The organism is Bradyrhizobium sp. ORS 278 (assembly GCF_000026145.1).
Lineage (GTDB): Bacteria > Pseudomonadota > Alphaproteobacteria > Rhizobiales > Xanthobacteraceae > Bradyrhizobium.
Genome location: NC_009445.1, coordinates 4,767,916 through 4,784,063 on the forward strand (window position 1 = coordinate 4,767,916; position 16,148 = coordinate 4,784,063).

The 16,148-nt window shown below is 66.3% G+C and carries 17 protein-coding genes; 7 read left to right on the forward strand and 10 right to left on the reverse strand.

Annotation, left to right across the window (positions count from 1 at the left end; genetic code table 11):
- Positions 1-197 precede the first annotated feature (197 nt).
- The 3 genes from BRADO_RS21295 (at position 198) to BRADO_RS21305 (ending at position 1,888) form a co-directional block, all read left to right on the forward strand.
- On the forward strand, positions 198-863 hold the full coding sequence (locus BRADO_RS21295; protein ID WP_011927412.1) for a helix-turn-helix domain-containing protein: 666 nt from the start codon (positions 198-200) through the stop codon (positions 861-863).
- A gap of 217 nt (positions 864-1,080) precedes the next feature.
- On the forward strand, positions 1,081-1,305 hold the full coding sequence (locus tag BRADO_RS21300) for a hypothetical protein (RefSeq protein ID WP_011927413.1): 225 nt from the start codon (positions 1,081-1,083) through the stop codon (positions 1,303-1,305).
- Position 1,306: 1 nt separating this feature from the next.
- Positions 1,307-1,888 (forward strand): type II toxin-antitoxin system VapC family toxin, encoded by a 582-nt coding sequence (locus BRADO_RS21305; protein ID WP_011927414.1) that lies wholly within the window; start codon positions 1,307-1,309, stop codon positions 1,886-1,888.
- Here BRADO_RS21305 and BRADO_RS21310 read toward each other — a convergent pair.
- Positions 1,876-2,892: an NAD-dependent epimerase/dehydratase family protein gene (locus BRADO_RS21310; RefSeq protein ID WP_011927415.1), complete on the reverse strand. Its 1,017-nt coding sequence runs from the start codon at positions 2,890-2,892 to the stop codon at positions 1,876-1,878. The two genes, BRADO_RS21305 and BRADO_RS21310, sit on opposite strands and share 13 nt — an antisense overlap.
- An 89-nt stretch (positions 2,893-2,981) precedes the next feature.
- Between BRADO_RS21310 and BRADO_RS21315 the strand changes: the two genes are divergently transcribed.
- Positions 2,982-3,887, forward strand: coding sequence for a LysR family transcriptional regulator (locus tag BRADO_RS21315; protein ID WP_011927416.1), 906 nt, complete (start codon positions 2,982-2,984; stop codon positions 3,885-3,887).
- 83 nt (positions 3,888-3,970) lie between these two features.
- On the opposite strand, the gene BRADO_RS21320 is transcribed toward BRADO_RS21315, so the two are convergent.
- The gene (locus tag BRADO_RS21320; RefSeq protein WP_011927417.1) at positions 3,971-4,315 is read right to left on the reverse strand and encodes a Lin0512 family protein; all 345 of its coding nucleotides are present in this window, start codon (positions 4,313-4,315) and stop codon (positions 3,971-3,973) included.
- A 257-nt stretch (positions 4,316-4,572) separates the two neighbouring features.
- Here BRADO_RS21320 and BRADO_RS21325 point away from each other — a divergent pair, with 257 nt between their 5' ends.
- Positions 4,573-5,958 (forward strand): ethanolamine ammonia-lyase subunit EutB, encoded by a 1,386-nt coding sequence (locus tag BRADO_RS21325; RefSeq protein ID WP_011927418.1) that lies wholly within the window; start codon positions 4,573-4,575, stop codon positions 5,956-5,958.
- Positions 5,955-6,743: an ethanolamine ammonia-lyase subunit EutC gene (gene eutC / locus BRADO_RS21330; protein ID WP_011927419.1), complete on the forward strand. Its 789-nt coding sequence runs from the start codon at positions 5,955-5,957 to the stop codon at positions 6,741-6,743. Before BRADO_RS21325 ends, eutC begins: the two co-directional genes overlap by 4 nt.
- 14 nt (positions 6,744-6,757) lie before the next feature.
- Here eutC and BRADO_RS21335 read toward each other — a convergent pair whose 3' ends face one another.
- Genes BRADO_RS21335 through BRADO_RS21370 form a run of 8 tightly spaced genes read right to left on the reverse strand, consistent with a single transcriptional unit; the run spans position 6,758 to position 15,141 of the window.
- Positions 6,758-7,477: an ABC transporter ATP-binding protein gene (locus BRADO_RS21335; protein WP_083794934.1), complete on the reverse strand. Its 720-nt coding sequence runs from the start codon at positions 7,475-7,477 to the stop codon at positions 6,758-6,760.
- Positions 7,470-8,225 carry an ABC transporter ATP-binding protein gene (locus tag BRADO_RS21340; RefSeq protein WP_011927421.1) on the reverse strand — a complete coding sequence of 252 codons (756 nt, stop codon included), beginning with the start codon at positions 8,223-8,225 and terminating at the stop codon, positions 7,470-7,472. Before BRADO_RS21340 ends, BRADO_RS21335 begins: the two co-directional genes overlap by 8 nt.
- Entirely contained in the window at positions 8,222-9,223 is a 1,002-nt protein-coding gene (locus BRADO_RS21345; RefSeq protein WP_011927422.1) for a branched-chain amino acid ABC transporter permease, read from the reverse strand. Before BRADO_RS21345 ends, BRADO_RS21340 begins: the two co-directional genes overlap by 4 nt.
- On the reverse strand, positions 9,223-10,095 hold the full coding sequence (locus BRADO_RS21350) for a branched-chain amino acid ABC transporter permease (protein WP_011927423.1): 873 nt from the start codon (positions 10,093-10,095) through the stop codon (positions 9,223-9,225). The genes BRADO_RS21345 and BRADO_RS21350 overlap by 1 nt, the downstream gene beginning before the upstream one ends.
- A 10-nt stretch (positions 10,096-10,105) precedes the next feature.
- Entirely contained in the window at positions 10,106-11,356 is a 1,251-nt protein-coding gene (locus BRADO_RS21355; protein WP_011927424.1) for an ABC transporter substrate-binding protein, read from the reverse strand.
- Between the two features lie 25 nt (positions 11,357-11,381).
- Positions 11,382-13,757, reverse strand: a complete 2,376-nt coding sequence (locus BRADO_RS21360) for a xanthine dehydrogenase family protein molybdopterin-binding subunit (RefSeq protein ID WP_011927425.1) — start codon at positions 13,755-13,757, stop codon at positions 11,382-11,384.
- On the reverse strand, positions 13,754-14,272 hold the full coding sequence (locus BRADO_RS21365; RefSeq protein ID WP_011927426.1) for a (2Fe-2S)-binding protein: 519 nt from the start codon (positions 14,270-14,272) through the stop codon (positions 13,754-13,756). Before BRADO_RS21365 ends, BRADO_RS21360 begins: the two co-directional genes overlap by 4 nt.
- Positions 14,273-14,280: 8 nt before the next feature.
- A complete protein-coding gene (locus tag BRADO_RS21370) occupies positions 14,281-15,141 on the reverse strand; it encodes a xanthine dehydrogenase family protein subunit M (RefSeq protein WP_011927427.1) in 861 nt (286 codons plus the stop codon).
- A gap of 255 nt (positions 15,142-15,396) precedes the next feature.
- On the opposite strand from BRADO_RS21370, the gene BRADO_RS21375 reads away from it, so the two are divergent.
- On the forward strand, positions 15,397-16,035 hold the full coding sequence (locus BRADO_RS21375; protein WP_011927428.1) for a TetR/AcrR family transcriptional regulator: 639 nt from the start codon (positions 15,397-15,399) through the stop codon (positions 16,033-16,035).
- Positions 16,036-16,148: the final 113 nt, after the last annotated feature.

Genomic DNA, 16,148 nt, shown 5'->3' on the forward strand with positions numbered 1-16,148 from the left:
CTTTCCAAATCGGAAAACTATTTAGCACATAAGAAATGATATGCACGAGGCGAAAACGCACAGTTCCACCGCAGTTCATGCATGCCCATGGACCATGCAGACAGATGATTGATTGTGCTGCGCTTTCGCGCCAGATTGGCGAGCCGGTGAGGCACCGCGACAATGCCGATCCGCTAACGGATTTTCCGGAGACACAAGTGACCGATACCGCCATCAGCGCGCCCGCCGAAGGTCCTCATTCCCAGCTCGGCCAGTGCCTGAAGGCCGCCAGGCAGGCGCGCGGGCTGACCTTGAAGCAGGTCGCGGAGAAAACGGGCATGGCGCTGTCGACCCTGTCGAAGGTCGAGAACGGCCTGATGTCGCTGACCTACGACAAGCTGCTGCAGCTCACCTCGGGCCTGCAGATGGACATCGCCGAGCTGTTCAGCCCGGCCGCGCCGCGCCCCGAGCCTGGCCGCCCGGTGACCGCCCGCCGCAGCGTCAGCCGCGCCGGCCAGGGCCAGATTGTCAGCACCAAATTCTACACCTACACCTATCAATGTACCGACCTGATCGGAAAGCGCATGGTGCCGATGATCACCGAGGTCCGCGCCCGCACGCTCGACGAGTTCGGCCCCCTGCTCCGCCACAGCGGCGAGGAGTACTTCCTGGTCACCCGCGGCACCATCGCCGTGCACACCGAGTTCTACGCGCCGGAGATCCTGCACGAAGGCGACGGCATCTACCTCGACAGCACCATGGGCCACGCCTACCTCAACGCCGGCGAAGCGGCCTCGGCGCAGGGCGTGTGCCTCTGCACCAGCGAGCAGGCGGATCTGTTCGAGCAGTTGCACCGGATCGCGAAGAGGGATGCGGTGGAGTGAAGGGATGGCGCGGCGTTGCAGGGCTGACTGCCGACCGCTATGTTGGACAGAAGCGCTTTTTGTTCAACAGGACCTCACGCTCATGACCAAGGGACGATCCCCTCGATCTCGGATCCGCGGGCATAGACGGGGCGCGAGTGGCTCCACGCGGCAGGTCACGCCGCGCGAGCTTACGCCAAAGTCACGTGTGGGACGCGAGACACGTGTGGAGGCGGTCATGCGGGCCGCCGAACAGTCCGGCCTCCTGAAGGACAAAGCCGGCCGTATCGGCGGCCGCGTAAGTTCTGCGCTCGTGAGACAGGCCAAACGGCAAACGGGGATCGAGACCGATACGGACCTGATCGAGTTTGCCTTGGCGACAATTGCGCTCGAAGACAATTTCGCCGATGTGTTCAGGCAGGCGCGCGGCAAAGTGGACCCGAAACTGAAGTTAGGTTTTTGATGTGGCGGCGTTCAACTTCGACGCCGCACGACGGTGGGCACGGTTCGATCCCCAACGGACACTGCCCCGCCGGCGCGACGACCAGCTTCCCTTCCTCGACGACTGCCCGATCGCCGGACAAGGACTTCTGCTCGACACCTGTGTCTATATCGACCAGATGCAGAATCGGTCGCCTGCGATCCTCGACGACGTGATCGCGCATCGGCAGGTCAATCATTCGACGGTTGCTGTTCAGGAGCTGATGCACACGGTCGGCGTTCTGAATCCTTCCGACCCGCGCACGGCGCTCGTCGTCACTGTGATCCGAGAACAGATCCAGGCCATGCCGCCGCATCGCATCTTTGTACCCGATGGCGACATTCTCGGACGCGCCGCGCTGTTATCCGGCATTCTTTGTCGCCTTCAGGGCTACGAGAGGGACAGCAAGCTCCGCGCACTCCAAGACTGCGTGTTGTTGCTGCAAGCCCAAAAACTGGGCCTCGTCGTTCTGACCGCAAACGTTGCTGACTACGACCCGCTTTTGCAGCTCGTCCCCGCGGCACGAGCGCTCTTTTATAGGCGACGCGAGTCTCATCGGACCTGAGCATCATGGCTTGGTCCGTGTCTGGGAACGATGAGTTCATCCAGTCCTCTCAGCGCCGCCCTCACCGCCTCATCCAGTGCCGTATGCGGCTCTGCCGCGAGCAACCCGACCAGCCGGTCATTGTTTAGCGCGAGGCTCTGCGTCCACAGCCACCTCATCTCAAGCGCCTCGCGCATGAAGCCGACGAATGGCGCGGCGAGCCAGAGGATGATCCAGGGGAACGGCTTCACCGGCAGATCAGGCCGGCCGAGGACACGTCGCACCGCATCCGTCATGTCGTGGCCCGTCGCATCGTAGTGGCCGGCGAAATTCAGCATCGTGTAGGCTGGCAGCTCCGCGCGGATGTCGACGAGCCGCGCAAACGTCTCGGCGAGATCCGGCACATAGGCCCAGGCATGCCCGATGCCGGGTCGTGTCAGGCGCTGAACGGATGTCGCGGCCATGCCGCCCTTCGCCAGCGCCTGCGCGAACCAGGAATTCGTCACGCCGGGGCCGAAGAAGTCGCCGGCCCTGAGGGCGATGACGCGGACGCCGTGGTCGCGCGCCGCCTGCTCCAGCATCTCCTCCATCTCCAGCCGCACCCGGCCCTTGCGCGTCGTCGGCCGGCGCGGCGTAGACTCGCTGACAACCGCCGGCGATGCTGACGAGTAGACGTAGACATTGCCCGGAAACAGGATTGTCGCGCCGACGGCTTTCGCCGCCGCAATGGTGTTGGCGAGCATCGGCAGCGCCTCCTCGCGCCAGCGCGCATAGCCGGGCGGATTGACGCCGTGGACGATCAGGCTGGCCCCCTCGGCGGCCGCGCGCACGGAGGCTGCGTCGCGCGCATCGCCGTCACGCCAGTCGACGGGAAAGGCGAGCGACGGCCGGTCTGCGGCCGGGCGGCGGGTCAGCGCGCGGATGGCGAAGCCGCGCCGCGCCAGGCTCGCCGCGATGGCGCCGCCGATCGCGCCGGTCAGGCCGAGAACCAAGGCGGTCGGGGTGGTCGATGTGGTGTCGGACATGGCTGATCTCCTTGCTGTGTCCAGCAAGCTGGACCGGCCGTCGCAAAACGAAAATTGCCAAACATTCTTTAGCCGCTATACATTTTCTTATGCACGAGATCTCCGACTGGAGCCTGTTGCGCTCCTTCCTGGCCGTGGTCCGGCGCGGCAGCCTGTCCGCCGCGGCGCGCGCGACCGGGCTGACGCAGCCGACGGTCGGCCGTCACATCGACGAGCTGGAAGCCGGCCTCGGCGTCGCCCTGTTCACCCGCTCGCAGGCCGGCCTGCTGCCGACCGAGTCGGCCACGGCGCTGCTGCCGCATGCCGAGGCGATGGAAGCGGCGTTCGCCGCGCTGGTCCGGACCGCAAAAACCGGCGGCGATGCGCAACAGCCGCGCGGCGTGGTCAGGATCTCGGCGAGCGAGATCGTCGGCACCTTCGTGCTGCCGCCGATCCTCGCCGGCATCCGCCACCGCTTTCCCGAGATCGTCATCGAGCTCGTGCTCAACAACCGCACCGACGACCTGCTGCGGCGCGACGCCGACATCGCGGTGCGGATGATCCGGCCCAAGCAGGACGGCCTCGTCGCCCGCCGCATCGGCAGCGTTCCGCTCGGCCTGTATGCCCATCGCGACTACGTCGCCCGCTTCGGCCTGCCCGACACGATCGAACAGCTCGGCGCGCACCACATCATCGGCTTCGACCGCGACGATCATTCCGCGCGCTCGGTCGCGAGCTCACAGCTGCCGATCTCGCGCGAGCTCTTCTCCTATCGCACCGACTCCGACGTCGCCCAGGTGACCGCGATCGAAGCCGGCCTAGGCATCGGCGGCATGCAGAAAGCCATGGCGAGGCGCAATCCCGCGCTGCTCCCGGTGCTCGCCGGCCAGATCGCCTTTGAGCTCGATTGCTGGCTCGCCGTGCACGAGGACCAGAAGGACTCCCCGCCGATCCGCGTGATGGTCGATGGACTGGCCGAGGGGCTGGCGCGATGGGTCAGCGAGGGCAGCCGGTGACGGCGGAGACGCGCCGCGTGGCGCGCCTTGTTTCGTCCGCGCGCAACGATGCAAGCGCCGGCTGATCTCCCATGCCGCTCGGCCTATTTGCCGTCGTCGAGATGCACCAGCACTGCGGCATTGGCGATGATGATCGCATCGCTGCCAGCCTCCGCCGGAATTTCCAGCCCGCCCTTCACGGCGGTGACGGTCACCGTGCCATAGGGCAGCTCCTTGGCGACCGCCGCCGTGTCGACGGCCTCCGGATACGGCACGCCGATGGTGACGTCGACCAGCATGTCCTGCGGCGTCTTGCCGACCATGCGGAAGAAGCCGAGGCTGGAATGGCGGATCGCATCCGACACCGCGCGCTTCGCGGCCTTGGTGGCATCGCGGCCATGGACGTCGACTCCCATGCCCATCTCGGTGATACAGCGAATGCGCGCCATGGCGGTGGTCCTCGAATTGCGTTGTTTGGCCCGCGACCTTAGCCGAGCGCACGACCGGCGCAACCCGGCAGACACCAGTGTTGCCGAGACGAAGAATGGTCATCGAAGGCGGGCATATATCGTGCATGATGATGCTCTGAAACGCCCCAGGAAAAGACCCTCGCGATGACGTCCACTTGCGCCTCTCCTGGTCCGAAAATTCATTCGGTCGATCCGGCCGCCAGCGCTACCTCTCATCATCATCGAGGAGACCATTGATGGGCTTTTCACACACGCTGGGCGGCACGACCTATCGCTTCGACGACCTCAGGACCCTGCTGGCGAAGGCGACGCCGCTGCGCTCGGGCGACGTGCTCGCGGGTCTCGCCGCGCAGGATGCGGCCGAGCGCGTCGCGGCGCGGATGGCGCTGGCCGATCTGCCGCTGCGGCATTTCCTGAACGAGGCGGTCATTCCCTACGAGAGCGACGAGGTCACGCGGCTGATCGTCGATCAGCACGACGGCGCTGCATTCGCTGCCATCGCTAGTCTCACAGTCGGCTCGTTCCGCGAATGGCTGCTGTCGGATGCGACCGATGCGACGATGCTGGCAGCGGTGTCGCTGGGCCTGACTCCGGAGATGGTCGCGGCCGTCTGCAAGATCATGCGGCTGCAGGACCTCGTCACCGTCGCCGCGAAATGCGAGGTGATCACGCGCTTCCGCTGCACCATCGGACTGAAGGGAACGATGTCGACGCGGCTGCAGCCCAACCATCCGCTCGACGATCCCAAGGGTGTCGCGGCGTCGATCCTGGACGGGCTAATGTATGGCGTCGGTGATGCGACCATCGGCATGAATCCGGCGAGCGACGACGTCGACACGATGGTGCGGCTGCTCGACATGATCGAGACGTTGCGGCTGGCGTCCGATGCGCCGATCCAGTCCTGCGTGCTGGCCCACGTCACCACCGCGCTGAAGGCGATCGAGCGCCGCGCGCCGGTCGACTTGGTGTTCCAGTCGCTGGCGGGCACGGAGGAAGCCAATCGCGGCTTTGGCATTACGCTGGCGTTGCTCGACGAGGCACTCGCCGCCGCCAACAGTCTTCAGCGCTGCCCCGCTGGCGGCAATGTGATGTATTTCGAGACCGGCCAAGGCAGCGAGCTGTCGTCCTCGGGCCATTGCGGCGTTGATCAGCAGACCCTGGAGGCCCGCTGCTACGCGGTCGCGCGACGCTACCGGCCGCTGCTGGTCAACACGGTCGTCGGCTTCATCGGCCCCGAATATCTCTACGACGGCAAGCAGATCATCCGCGCGGGGCTGGAGGATCATTTCTGCGGCAAGCTGCTGGGACTGCCGATGGGCTGCGACGTCTGCTATACAAATCACGCCGAGGCCGATCAGGATGACATGGATGCACTGCTGACCTTGCTCGGCATCGCCGGCTGCACGTACATCATGGGCGTGCCCGGCGCCGACGACATCATGCTGAACTATCAAAGCACCTCGTTCCACGACGCGCTGTATGTGCGGAAGGTGCTCGGCAAGCGCGCGGCGCCGGAGTTCGAGGCGTGGCTCGCGGCGACCGGCATCAGCGACGCCAAGGGCGAGCTGCGCTTCGAGCCGGAGCGGCTGATGCCGGCACTGCCGCTGCTGGGAGCCGAATGATGAACGGCGTGGAGAACAAGGCGCCCGCAACCTCATCCGCGGACGACTGGACCTGGCTGTCGCGCTACACCGAGGCCCGCATCGCGCTCGGCCGCTGCGGCCCGGGCGTGCCGACATCGGCGCATCTCGGCTTCCAGGCCGCGCATGCCGAGGCTCGCGACGCCGTGCTGAAGCCGTTCGACGCGGAACAATTGGCCGCTGACGCCACCGCGCGCGGCTGGCCGGCGCTCGCCGTGCACAGCCGCGCCGCCGATCGCGCCACCTATCTGCAGCGACCCGACGAGGGCCGCCTGCTCTCGCCGGCGTCGGAAGCACTGCTGTCCGAGCCGCGCGCGCCGGCCGACATCGTACTTGTGGTGGCTGACGGATTGAGCAGCCGCGCAGTGCAGGTCAACGCCCTGCCCGTGCTGGACACGCTGATGCCGCTGCTTGCGGCAACCGGACGGCGACTGTCGCCGATCATCATTGCGTCGCAGGGACGCGTCGCGCTCGCCGATCACGTCGGCGAACTGTTCGGGGCGTCAGCCTCGATCATCCTGATCGGGGAACGGCCGGGATTGAGCGCGGCGGATTCACTCGGCCTTTACCTGACCTGGATGCCGCGCCGCGGCCGCGTCGATAGCGAGCGCAACTGCATCTCCAATGTCCGCCACGGCGGTCTCGCGCCGGACGACGCGGCGAAGCAGAGCGCGGAGCTGATCGCGCGGATGTTCCAGCACCAGGCGGCAGGTGTCAGCCTCGCACGGCTGCCACAACTGCCAGCACTGGAGGATGGCAGCTCCTGATCATGGAAAGACCATCACACCGCGCAATAGCGGTCCTGGATGTCCTTGTCGGCGAGCAGCGCCGCCGCGCTGCTCTCATGCACGACCTCGCCCTGGTCGATGATCACGGCGCGATCGGCAAGCCGCAGCGCCCATTCGACATTCTGCTCGACCAGCAGCAGCGTCTTGCCCTGGTCGCGCAGCCGCCGGAACAGCACGCCCATCTCCTCCACCAGCACCGGCATGATACCCTCCGACGGCTCGTCGAGCAGCACCATGCGCGGCCGCGCGATCAGGGCGCGCGCGATCGCCAGCATCTGCTGCTCGCCGCCCGAGAGCGTCACGCCCTCCTGGTCGAGCCGCTCGCGCAGCCGCGGAAAGGTCTCGGCGATCTCGGCGATCGCCGCGCGCTCGTCGAGCTCGGCCTTGGCCGCCACGAGGCCGAGCCGCAAATTCTCGCGCACCGACAGGCCGGGCACGATGCGCCGCTCCTCCGGCACATAAGCGAGGCCGAGATGGAAGCGACGATGCGCCGGCAACGGCAGCAGGTCCTGACCAGCGAAGCGGATGCGGCCTTCGGCCTTGGGCATCAGTCCCATCACGGTGCGCAGCGTCGTGGTCTTGCCGGCGCCATTGCGGCCGACCAGCGCGACCACCTCGCCCTCGTTCACGCGCAGCGAGATGCCGTGGAGCACGTGGCTGGCGCCGTACCAGGCCTGGACACGATCGAGCTCGAGCAACGCGGTCTCAGCCATAGCCTTCACTCTGTCCCAGATAGACCCGGCGCACGTCGGGATTGCCGCGGATCTCCTCCGGCTTGCCGTCGGCGAACAGCCGGCCGTGATGCAGCACCAGCACGCGCTGGCTCAGGCCGAGCACCATCTTCATCTTGTGCTCGACCAGCAGCACCGTGCGCTTCTCGGCCAGCCGCTCGAGCAGCGCGACCATCGCCTTGGTCTCCTCCGGCCCCATGCCCGCCGTGGGCTCGTCGAGCAGCAGCAACTCCGGCTCAGACACCAGCGCGATCGCGATCTCCAGCGCGCGCTGCTGGCCGTGCGCGAGAAACTTGGCCTGCTCGCCGCTCTTGCCGATCAACCCGACCGACGCCAGCGCCGCATCCGCGCGCTCACTCAGCTCGACGAGATCGGCACGCTTGCGCCAGATGTCGTAGCTCACGCGCATCGCCTGGGCCGCGACCCGGACGTTCTCATGCACCGACAGGTCCGGAAAGATGTTGGTGATCTGGTACGAGCGCGAGATGCCCTGGTGCACGAAGCGGTGCTGCGGCATGCCGTTGAGCTCACGCCCCTTGAAGCGCAGCGTGCCCATGCTGGGCGACAAGGTGCCGGAAAGGATGTTGAAGAACGTGCTCTTGCCGGCGCCGTTCGGTCCGATGATCGAGGTCAGTTCGCCCCTGGCGAACGACACCGAGATGTCTTCGAGCGCAGTGAAGCCGCCGAAGCGGCGGCCGATGCCTTCGGCCTGCAGCAGCGCGGTGCTCATCGCCGCTCCCGTGCAAACGGCAGCACGTCGAGCAGCGTGCCCCAGATGCCCTTCGGCAGGAACAGCACGAATACGACGAAGATCGCGCCGACGACGATCTGCCAATGCGGCGTCCACAGCGAGACGACATCCTCCAGGATCAGGAAGGTGGCCGCCCCGATGAACGGTCCGAAGAAGCTCCGGGCGCCGCCGAGCAGCACCATCATCACGATCATGCCCGAGGTCTGGTAATGCAGGGAATCGAGCGGCACGATCGACAGATGCAGCGCCGACATGCAGCCGCCGACCGCGGAGATCGCACCCGACAGCATGAACACGATCAGCTTGCAGCGCTCGACGTCGTAGCCGCAGGCCCGCGCGCGCTGCTCGTTCTCGCGGATCGCCTCGATGACCGCGCCGAACGGCGAATTGAGGATACGCGACTGTACCCAGAGCGCCAGCGCCGCGAAGGCCATCAAGAGGTAGTATTTGTTGACCGGATCGAGGAAGTTGATCGGCAGCCCGAACAGATTGATGCGGTCGACGGTGAAGCCGCGCAGCCCGTTCTCGCCGCCGGTGAGGGACGAGGCCTGCAATGCGACGTAATAGACCAGCTGCGCGAGCGCGAGCGTGACCATGGAAAAGTAGATGCCGCGGGTGCGTGTCGAGATCGTGCCGATGAGGGCGGCCAGCGCGGTGCTCGCGGCGATCGCGAGCGGCACCGCGGCGAACCATGGCAGACCCCAGCGGCCTATGGCGATCCCGGTCAGATAGGCGCCGGCGCCGGAGAAGGCGGCGTGGCCGAACGACAAGAGCCCGGTGTAGCCGAACAGGAGATTGTAGCCCATCACCACGACGCCGTAGATCAGGACGTTGACGGCCAGCGCCTTCGACGGCAGCAACCAGGGCAGCAGCGCGAGCGCGACGAGCGACACCAGCACGCGGTGATCCGACAGGACCGCAAACAGGCGTTGGCTTTGGGAGAGCGACGGCGCTTCGCCGGTCGACTGCACCCTCATCACGCCCTCCCCTTGACGCCGAACAGGCCTTGTGGCCGGACCAGCAGCACGGCCGCCATCAAGGCGAACATCACAATAGTCGCCATTTCAGGCGCGAAGAGCGCCACCATACTGATGCAGATGCCGACCATCAGCCCGGCGACGACCGCGCCTATGATCGAGCCGAGGCCGCCGATCACGGTGACGACGAAGGCTTCCGCCAGCACCAGCGTGCCCATTTCAGGATTGACGCTGCGCATCGGCCCGGCCAGCACGCCGCCGAGCGCGGCGAGCCCGACGCCGAGGCCGAAGATCGCGAGCCACACCTTGCCGATGTCGACGCCGAGCACGCGCATGATCTGAGGATCACGCGCGCCGGCGCGGACGATCAGGCCGATGCGGGTCTTCTCCAGCATCAGCCAGAGCAGCAGCAGCACGACCCCCACCAGCGCGATCACGAACAGCCGGTATTTCGGAAAGAAGCCGACGCCGAGATCGACCACGCCGATCAGCTGCGGCGGCGTCGGAAACGGAATGCCGTCGCTGCCGAACACGATGCGCACGCCCTCGACCAGGATGTAGCTGAGGCCAAAGGTGAGCAGCAGGGGGTCATCGATCGACCGCCCGTACAGGCGACGAACAAGGAGGAACTCGATCAGCATGCCGAAGGCGCCGACCAGCACCGGCGCGAGCACCAGCCCCCACCAGAAGCTGCCGGTCAGCGACGCCAGGTACAGCCCGGCATAGGCCCCGATCATGAACAGCGCGCCATGGGCGAAATTGACCACGCCGAGCATGCCGAACACGATGGTGAGGCCGAGCGCCGTGATCACCAGCACCGCCGCGAGGGCGATGCCGGAGAACAGCTGCATGATGATCAGCGAGAGGCCCATGCGGTCGGGGTCAGGTCGCGTGGCCGAGTTCGCTGCAGCTGCGCAGCATCTCCTCGGCGCCGGGGTCGCTGGCCACGATCGCGAACAGGTCGTTCTCGTTGGCCATGGCTGATTTCTTCTTCGATTCCAGCACCAGCACCGATTGCACCGACTGATGGTCGCATTTGCGATAATGCTGCGGACCCTTGGTCAGGTCGTACTGCAGCCCTTCCAGCGCCGCGACGACCTTGTCGGTCTCGGTGCCGCCAGCCGCCTGCATCGCCTGCAGCAGCGAGCCGACGCCGGAATAGCCATAGGCGCCATAGTCGGTCGGGATAGCGCCGCCATTGGCCGCGCGGAACGCGGTGTTGAACTCGGCCGCCGTGTTGTTCTGGGTTTCCAGGCCCCAGTAGTAGTTCGCGCCGCCGACCACGCCCTCGAACACGTCGGGACCGACCGCGAGGCGCTGGTTGTGCAGGATGACCGGCACGACGATCTTCATCTGCTGCTTGATGCCGAAATCGACGGCCTGCTTGATCGCATTGGCCTGGTCGCGGCCGAAATTGCTGATGCACAGCACGTCCGGACGCAGCGACATCAGCCGCGGCATGAAGGTGGAGTAGTCGGCGGCGCCGAACGGATGCAGGATCTCGCCGACGCTCTCGGCGCCGATGGCGGCTTGCGCGCGCTTGAAGCCGCGCAGCATCTCATGGCCATAGGCATAGTCGGCGACGAGATGCGCGACCTTCATGCCTTTCTTGAGCGTCTGCCGCGCCACTGCCGCCGTGGTCATGTGCGGGTTCAGCGCTTCGTGGAAGGTATATTTGCTGAAATCCTTCACCTCGTTGATGGTGTCGGACTGGCTGATCGAGACATAGATCACGCCGCGAGCGCGGGTCACCTCGTTGACGGCGAGCTGCACCGCGCTGGACAGCGCGCCAACGACGGCGTGCACCTTGTCCTTCTCGATCAGCTCCAGCGTCCGCGTCGCCGCCTCGCCGGCATTGAGCTTGTCGTCGCGCACCAGAAGCTCGACTTTGCGGCCGGCGATGCCGCCCTTGTCGTTGACCAGCTTGACGGCGAGCTCGGCGCATTTGACCTGATCGCGGGCCTCGGCCGCGAACGGGCCGGTCAGCGGCGTCGGGAAACCGATGCGGATGCTGTCGTCGGCGGCGCGGCCGAGCCGCGGCATCGCCAACGCGGCGGCGCCCGCCGACATGGCCATCAATGCCTTGCGGCGGGATAGTCCGGCAGGTCGCAGCTTGGTCTCGAAGCCTGGCATGATGTCCTCCCTCATCTTGTTTTGTTTAGTATTGATTGAGCGACTTGAGCACGCGCGCAGGCGTGATCGGAATGGCATTGATGGATGCGCCGAACGGCGTCAGCGCGTCATTCACCGCATTGAGCACGCAGGCCGATGCCGCCGCCGTGCCGGCCTCGCCGCATCCTTTCGCGCCCAGAATGGTGTCCGCCGTCGGCGTCTCGACGTGGTCGATGACGATATCCGGCATCTCCATCGCCATCGGCACGAGATAATCAGCCAACGAGCCGTTCAGCAATTGGCCGGTCTCACTATAACGGCATTCCTCGAACAGCGCCGCACCCAATCCCTGCACGACGCCGCCCCGCAGCTGCTCGTCGACCAGCATCGGATTGATGATGCGGCCGCAATCCTCGACGACGTAGTGCTTCAACAGCTTGATCAAGCCGGTGTCTGTGTCGACCTCGAGATAGCAGCCCTGCACGCCATTCGTGAACGCGAAGGGATAGCCCTGCGGCGCGAAGTGATGGCTGACGGTCAGCTGCGCCTGCGTACCCGGCGGCAGCGTGTCCGAGCGGAAATAGGCGATGCGCGCGATTTCGGCGACCGGGATGCGCGGCTGCCGGGTCGCCTTGCCCACGACTTGCCCATCGACGATGTCGAGTGCGGCCGGCCGCTCCTGCAGGATCAGAGCGGCGATCTCCACGATATTGGCCTTGAGCTGCCGCGCGGCCTGCAGCGCGGTCTCGCCGCCGATGCCGGCGCCGCGACAGGCCCAGGTCGCACCGCCATGCGGCGTGACTTCGGTATCGCCGGTGATGATCTTCACGTGCTCCTGGGCGAGACCGAGCTGATCGGCGACGATCTGGCCGATGATCGCCTCGGTGCCCTGCCCCTGCTCGGTGACCGAGATGGCGCAGCGCACCTCGCCGGACGGCGTGAGGCTGAGCGTCGCGCCGTCCTGCGAGGAGATACGGGCGCCGCCGACGCCATAGAAGGCCGGACTCGGATTGGTGATTTCGACGAAGGTCGCGATACCGATGCCGCGGTGGACACCGCGCCGGCGCAGCTCCGCCTGCTCGGCGCGCAATCCGTCGTAGCTCATGATCTCGCGCAAGCGCCGCAGGCAAGCCTCGTGCGAGAGCGCTTCGAACTTGTAGCCGGTCGGGGACGCCGTTGGATAGGCATCGTCGGCGATCACGTTCCTGGCGCGCATCGCGAGGGGATCGGCGCCGATGCGTTCCGCGGCAAGATCCACCATGCGCTCGGTGACGGCGCAGGCGATGGGATGGCCGACGGCGCGATATTGACTGGTCTGCACCTTGTTCTGAAACACGACCTCCAGCACCGCCCGATACGACTTGAAATCATAGGGCGCGCCGATCAGGCGGATCACCTGGTTGCCCTCGACCACGCTGGTGCGCGGATAGGTCGAGAAGGCGCCGACCGCGGTGGCGTCATGGATGTCCATGGCGAGGATCTTGCCGTCGGCGTCGACCGCCATGCGCGCCCGCACGTGGTGATCGCGGGCATGGATGTCGGAGACGAACGACTCGATCCGGTCGGCGACATACTTCACCGGACGCCCGAGCAGGATCGACAGCCCGACCACCGCCATGTCCTCGTGATAGACGTGCAGCTTCATCCCGAACGAGCCGCCGATGTCGGGCGCGATCACGCGCACGCGCGCTTCAGGGATGCCGTAGTGGCGTGAATACAGATCCTGGAACTGATACGGCGTCTGCGTCGCGTGGTGCACCGTCAGCATGCCGGTGTCGGACTCGTAGTCGGCGACGACGGCGCGTGGCTCCAGCGTGACAGGCGTGTGCCGGCCAAAGCTGAACTCCTGCTCGACGACGTGAGCCGCGGACGCAAAGGCCTCGTCGACACCGCCGCTATCGAGCTGGGCGCGGAAGCAGATGTTGGACGATGCGGCCGGGTTGACCGTGGGAGCGTCGGGTGCGCGCGCGGCGTCGAGATCGACCACCGCCGGCAGCTCCTCGTAGTCGACCGCGATCAGCTCCAGCGCGTCCTCCGCGACCGCCCTGCTCTCGGCGACCACAGCGACCACGGCTTGGCCGGCCCATACAACGCGATCGAGCGGCAATGGCAGCTGCGGCTCCGAGACCATCCCCTTGAAATGATCGAGCGTTCCTGTCCAGGGCGTGCAGATCCTGGCCAGGTCTGCGCCGGTCGCGACCAGATGCACTCCGGCCAGCGCGCGCGCAGCTTCGATGTCGATGCTGAGAATGCGCGCATGCGCATGTGGGCTGCGCAAAAAGGCCGCATGAAGCATGCGCGGCAGGCGGAGATCGGTGACGTAGCGCCCGCGCCCCGCCAGCAGCCGCTTGGCATTCGGGCGTGGGACAGAGCGGCCGATATAGGAATTGGGACGATCCAGCGATGTCAGCGGCGCGGTCATCGCGACGGCCCCTCGGCGGCCTTTGCCGCACGCGCCTCGGCAACGGCGGCAATGGAATCGACGATCGCCTCGTATCCGGTGCAGCGGCAGAAATTGCCGGACAGCGCATCCCGGATCGCCTCGCGGCTGGGCCGCGCCATCTGCGACAACAGCTCGTGCGCCGTCATCAGCATGCCCGGCGTGCAGAAGCCGCATTGCAGGGCATTGCGGCGATGAAACTCCGCTTGCAGATCGGCGATCACGCCACGCTCCGAGAGGCCTTCGATCGTATCGATCCGCGCACCCTCGGCCTGCACCGCAAACATCAGGCACGCGTGAACCGCATGGCCGTCGAACTGAACCAGGCACGCGCCGCAGGCGCCCATCTCGCAGCCGGCATGGGTGCCGGTCAGCTCGAGCGGACCGCGCAGGCAGTCCACCAGCGTATCGCGCGGCGCGACGTCGCACGCCACCTTGCGACCATTCACGACCATGCGGACGCGGATCGCGTCATCGGCGTCGTCGCGTTCGAGCATTGTGCCCGTCATGCCGCCTCCCCGAGACGCCCGAGAAGCCTGCCGAGCAGCACGCGCGCCAGATGCATGCGCATCGCCGCGGGAACATCGTCGCTGTCTGCCGGCGTGAGATCATGGCTCAGCGCATCTTGGGCCACAGCAATCCGCTGGGCATCAAGCCGCGAGCCGATGAGCGCCGCCTCCGCGGACATCGCCCGCGTCGGCAGATTGCCAACCGAGAACAGCGCGATGCGGATGTCGGCGATCCGATGCTGATCGAAGGTCGCGATCGTGCCGCAGCCGACCAGCGCATAGTCGCCGCGGCGCCGCGCCAGCTCGTCGAACGCGATGCGCTGGTTGCTGCGAAACAGCGGCACATGGATCGCGACGAGAAGCTCGCCCGGCGCGAGCGCCGTCTCGAACAGATCGATGAAGAACTCGTCCACCTGGACGCGCCGGCGGCCGGACGGGCCGGCGATCTCGATCTCGGCGCCGAGCGCCAGCACCATCGCAGGGAACTCGGAGGCCGGATCGGCCAGCGCAACGCTGCCGCCGAGCGTGCCGCGGTTGCGAATGGCGGGATGCGCGACGAACGGCGCGGCTGCGCGCAGCAACGGCGCGAACTCCGCGATGAGCGGCTCTGTCAGCATCTCGCAATGCCGCGTCAGCGCGCCGATGCGCAGCCGATCGCCCTCGCGTCGAATGCCCCGCAGCTCCTCGATGTGATTGATATCGATCAGCACTCGCGGCGACTGCAGACGCAGCGCCAGCGCCGGAACCAGGCTCTGGCCGCCGGCAATGAATCGCGCATCTTCGCCGGCGCGCGCATGCGCCGCCAGCGCGTCGTCGATTGTCGTTGCACGAAAATAGCTGAAAGCCCTCGCTTTCATCCGTTTCCTCGCTCGCCAGGCTCATCAGCCCGGACACCCAGATTTGTGACCATCTGGTCTCAAAACAGTCGCACGCCGCGGCGGCCGCGGTCAACTGGAAACGAACGATTGGTCTCAAATCTGCTATCGGCTATCAGAAAGCCTCTGCGACAATCGGTCGAGACCATGGTCAGCGCCCCGAAGACAACCAGCATCAAGGCAGGCCGCGCCCGCAAGGCAGGTGCCCGCGGCGCGCCGCAAGCGAAGCGCCGCAACATGCGCGCGGCCGACCGCGAGCGGCTGATCGTCGAGGAGGCGATCCGCTTCTTCGCCGAGCGCGGCTTCGAGGGCCAGACGCGCGAGCTCGCCAAACGCATGGGCATCGCGCATTCGGTGATTTACCGCCACTTCCCGAGCAAGGAAGCGCTGATCGAGCGTGTCTACCAGGAGGTTTATCTCAGCCGCTGGTCGCAGGATTGGAGCCCGCTGATCCGCGACCGCAGCAAGCCGCTGCAGGTGCGACTGACGAGCTTCTATCTCGACTACGTGGCCCGCGTGTTCGAGTATAATTGGGTCCGCATCTTCGTATTCTCCGGATTGAAGTCGTTCGGAATCGCTGGACGCTATCTCGATCTGGTCAGGCGAGAGATCATTGAGCCGGCGGCGATCGAGTTGCGTCACGAGCTCGCGTTGCCGGACATTCAGACCTCCCCCCTCAGCGGCCGCGAGACCGAGATGTTTTGGGGGCTGCATGGCCGCATCTTCTATCTCGCGATCCGCAAGTTCATCTACGAGACTCCCGTTCCCATCGATCTCGATCAGACCGTTCGCGACGCGATACAGCTGTTCCTCGATGGGGCGCAATTGGCGCTTCCGAAACTTCTTCAGAACGGCAAGGCCGGCAGCTCATCGTGACCAGTGGTGCCGGCGCGCACACCGAGCGGTCGCGAGCAAAAACGGGCGGCCGCACGAGCATGCGGCCGACCCGACGAGAGCCAAGGGCGAGGCGGCAAATCAGCTTCTCGTGA

What these genes read in the sequence shown, in the direction of transcription:
- BRADO_RS21300 (WP_011927413.1), top strand. Translation starts at nt 1,081, where the DNA reads ATGCGGGCCGCCGAACAGTCCGGCCTCCTGAAGGACAAAGCCGGCCGT.
- BRADO_RS21310 (WP_011927415.1), bottom strand. Translation starts at nt 2,892, where the DNA reads ATGTCCGACACCACATCGACCACCCCGACCGCCTTGGTTCTCGGCCTG.
- BRADO_RS21315 (WP_011927416.1), top strand. Translation starts at nt 2,982, where the DNA reads ATGCACGAGATCTCCGACTGGAGCCTGTTGCGCTCCTTCCTGGCCGTG.
- BRADO_RS21320 (WP_011927417.1), bottom strand. Translation starts at nt 4,315, where the DNA reads ATGGCGCGCATTCGCTGTATCACCGAGATGGGCATGGGAGTCGACGTC.
- BRADO_RS21325 (WP_011927418.1), top strand. Translation starts at nt 4,573, where the DNA reads ATGGGCTTTTCACACACGCTGGGCGGCACGACCTATCGCTTCGACGAC.
- eutC (WP_011927419.1), top strand. Translation starts at nt 5,955, where the DNA reads ATGATGAACGGCGTGGAGAACAAGGCGCCCGCAACCTCATCCGCGGAC.
- BRADO_RS21335 (WP_083794934.1), bottom strand. Translation starts at nt 7,477, where the DNA reads ATGGCTGAGACCGCGTTGCTCGAGCTCGATCGTGTCCAGGCCTGGTAC.
- BRADO_RS21340 (WP_011927421.1), bottom strand. Translation starts at nt 8,225, where the DNA reads ATGAGCACCGCGCTGCTGCAGGCCGAAGGCATCGGCCGCCGCTTCGGC.
- BRADO_RS21345 (WP_011927422.1), bottom strand. Translation starts at nt 9,223, where the DNA reads ATGAGGGTGCAGTCGACCGGCGAAGCGCCGTCGCTCTCCCAAAGCCAA.
- BRADO_RS21350 (WP_011927423.1), bottom strand. Translation starts at nt 10,095, where the DNA reads ATGGGCCTCTCGCTGATCATCATGCAGCTGTTCTCCGGCATCGCCCTC.
- BRADO_RS21355 (WP_011927424.1), bottom strand. Translation starts at nt 11,356, where the DNA reads ATGCCAGGCTTCGAGACCAAGCTGCGACCTGCCGGACTATCCCGCCGC.
- BRADO_RS21360 (WP_011927425.1), bottom strand. Translation starts at nt 13,757, where the DNA reads ATGACCGCGCCGCTGACATCGCTGGATCGTCCCAATTCCTATATCGGC.
- BRADO_RS21365 (WP_011927426.1), bottom strand. Translation starts at nt 14,272, where the DNA reads ATGCTCGAACGCGACGACGCCGATGACGCGATCCGCGTCCGCATGGTC.
- BRADO_RS21370 (WP_011927427.1), bottom strand. Translation starts at nt 15,141, where the DNA reads ATGAAAGCGAGGGCTTTCAGCTATTTTCGTGCAACGACAATCGACGAC.
- BRADO_RS21375 (WP_011927428.1), top strand. Translation starts at nt 15,397, where the DNA reads ATGCGCGCGGCCGACCGCGAGCGGCTGATCGTCGAGGAGGCGATCCGC.